Source organism: Methylibium sp. (assembly GCF_013817365.1).
GTDB lineage: Bacteria > Pseudomonadota > Gammaproteobacteria > Burkholderiales > Burkholderiaceae_C > Methylibium.
Genome location: NZ_JACDCU010000494.1, coordinates 1 through 2,872 on the forward strand (window position 1 = coordinate 1; position 2,872 = coordinate 2,872).

A 2,872-nucleotide genomic window follows, 5' to 3' on the forward strand; every position below is an offset into this window, starting at 1 on the left:
GCGCGCGACACCGTGCGCACGAGCTGAGGGTAGTACTCGTCCGCATTTCGTCGATCGGCCGGGACCGTCAACTGGTAGGCGCGCACCAGTTCTCCACACCACGAGTGAAACGTCCTCACCACCACGCGCTGGTCCACGCCGCGCCCGCGCAGAATGGCTTCGATCCGGCCCGCCAGCGCATGGTTGTAGCAAAGCACGAGGATGGGTTGATCGACGCGTGCTGCGGCCGCGAGTTGCTGCGCGCGGTAGATCAGCACCATGGTCTTGCCCGAGCCGGCCGCGCCGTGGATCACGCGATGCCCTTCGCCGAGGGTACGCGCGACCTGCTCCTGCTGCAGGTCCATCACCTGCAGCAGATCGGGGAGCTGCATCGGTTGCATGGCCGCCTCTTCGCCCGCCAACAGCGACTGCTGCTGCGGCATGCGCAGTTCGGGAAACAGATGCCAGCGCACGCGATCGCGTTGAGGGAGCGTCAAGGTGTGCGGATAGGAAACGGTGAACATGCCCCACAGCCGCTTCTGGAATGCCGCCGCATCGAACTGCTCGTCCAGCTCGTCGCGCAGCAGGGTGCGCGAGGAAGGAAACACCTCGTCGAAGTCGATCGATGCCACGTCGGCACGCCGCAGGCTCGACAGCACGACGCCCCAGCCATAGGGAAACAGCAGCCGGCCCGCAAACGGCCCCTCGGCATGCACCAGCGCGGGGTCGCGCTGCATCAGGTCGACCAGCTCCATCGCGTAATCGCGCGCCTGACGCAAGGGATGCGCCTGCGTCACCCGCCCTCGCGGCGTGCTCAGCTCGACGGCATCGCGCGTTGCCGGCCCCAGCGTGCTGCGTCGCCAGTCCTTGACCTCGAGCAGCAGCACGCCCCAGCGCGGGCTGAGGATCACGAAGTCCGGCTGGCGCGCCTTGGGACCGATGGGGATGTCGTGCCAGACGAGGTAGTCGTCCTCCAGGCAGCGCTTGAGCTGGTGCAGCACGCGGCGCTCGCCCGCGTTGCAGCGCTGGTCGATGTTCGTGAGGCCTTGCGGAAAGATGGCCATCAGCTCGTGGCCGTCAGGCCTGGCACGTTGCAGTCGCTCCGCAGGCTTGCGGCCGGGGCGGGCTCCCGCGCTCGATTGCGGCCCGTTCGGGTAGCGACGGCATGGTAGGGGGCGATCGCGCGAGGACGCGGCACAAGCTCGCCTCGCGCTCGCCCCCGATCCGTCAAATCACCGGAATCGGTGTGCGCTTTCTCGCCAAGGCCCAGTCCGGCTCTCAGGCCCCGCTGCGCAGCAGCCGCGCCGGCGCCACGCGCATCTGGCCGAGCAGGTAGCGCGCCCCCAAGCCCAGGCTGACGGCGCTGACGCCGAACGCCGTGACCGCGCCGGTCCAGTACAGGCCGCTGGCGTCGAGTTCCAGCCGCAAACGCAACAACGCGAATGCCAGCCCGCTGCCGACCACGACAGCGAAGCCGGCGGTCACGAGCGAGAGCAGCGCGTACTCCCAGCGCAGCGTGCAGCGCAGGCTGGCCAGGCGCGCGCCCAGGGTGTGCATCACGCTGGCTTCATAGACCTGGCGCGCGCGGCTTGCCGCCACCACGCTGGCCAGCACCAGCAGGCTGGCGGCCAGGCACACGCCGGCGATCACCGCCAGCCCGGCGCTGGCGCGGCCCATCAGCGCCCGGGTCTCGTCGAGCAGCGCCTCGGTGCGCACGCTGACTATGTTGGGCGCCGCAGCGGCGAGCCGGTCCTGCGCGGCGATGGCGTCCTGAGACGACAGGCTCGCGGCACCCACATGGCGGGTGATGAAGGGGTCGAGCACGCCGTCGCTGAAGATCGCCTCCAGCCACAGCCTCGCCTGGAAGCGGCGCTGGCTGTAGATGGCGGCGAGCTGCGCTTCCACCGGCGCCCCCATGATCTCGAAGCGCAGGCTGTCGCCGACTTTCAGGCCGAGCTGATCGGCTTCGCGGTCTTCCATCGCCACCCTCGGCGCTCCTCGGTGGTCGGCCGGCCACCAGGCACCGCGCGTCACGATCACGTCGTCGAAGTTGCCGCGGCGGTCGCTGAGCTTGTGGTCGTCGCGCGCCTCGCGGGCGCGCTGGCCGTCGCTGCTGTCGCGCAAGACCTCGCCGTTGACGGCGGCCAGACGCCCGAGCACGAGCGGCGCGGTCTGCAGCTGCTTCAGGCTGGGCGCGGCCTGCAGCACCTCGCGCAGCGTTTCGAGCTGTTCGGTTTGCACGTCGTAAAACACCAGTGCCGGCGCCTGCTGCGGCACGGTTTCGTTGACGGTGCGCAGCAGCGTGGCCACCACCAGGGTGCAGGCGACCAGCAAGGTCAACGCCGAGCCGAGCGACAGCAGTGATGCGCGAAGCGGCGAGCCCGGCCGCTGCAGGCCGGCCAACGCCAGTCGCAGCTCGAAACGCGGCTGCCAGCGCGGGTGCGTCAGCAGCCGGTGCGACAGGCCGCGCAGCCCGCGCAGCACGCCTTCGAGCAACACGAGCAGCAGCACCGTCACGCCGACGAAGGCGAGGCCGAAGCGCGCATCGGGCAGCACGCTCACCACGAGCGCGGCGACGGCCAGTGCACACAGCGCCGTCAGTGCCCAGGCCCGCGCGGGCGTACGCAGGGCGGCGCCGTCGATGCCACGGAACAGCGCGGCGGGTGAAACCGTGAGCGCGCGGCCGAGCGCCGGCAAGGCGAAGGTCAAGCCGGTCAGCACGCCGAAGGCCAGTGCGGTGGCCAGCGGCGCGGCGAGCTGAAGCAGTGCGGGCGCCAGCGGCAGCCGCTCGGCCGCGAGAGCCGCGCCGCCGAGCGCAAGCGCCCCGCCGAACAGCGCGCCGACGAAGCTGGCGCCGAGCGCCAGGATCAGGATCTGCAACAGCACCAGCGCT

Annotated in this window: 2 protein-coding genes; both read right to left on the reverse strand. The window is 70.8% G+C overall.

Annotated elements, in window-relative coordinates:
- Window positions 1-1,043 (reverse strand): nuclease-related domain-containing DEAD/DEAH box helicase (locus tag H0W38_RS20325; protein WP_292457594.1); only part of this gene is annotated, 1,043 nt, incomplete at its 3' end.
- 214 nt (window positions 1,044-1,257) lie between these two features.
- A partial coding sequence (locus H0W38_RS20330) for a hypothetical protein (RefSeq protein ID WP_292457596.1) occupies window positions 1,258-2,872 on the reverse strand: 1,615 nt, incomplete at its 5' end.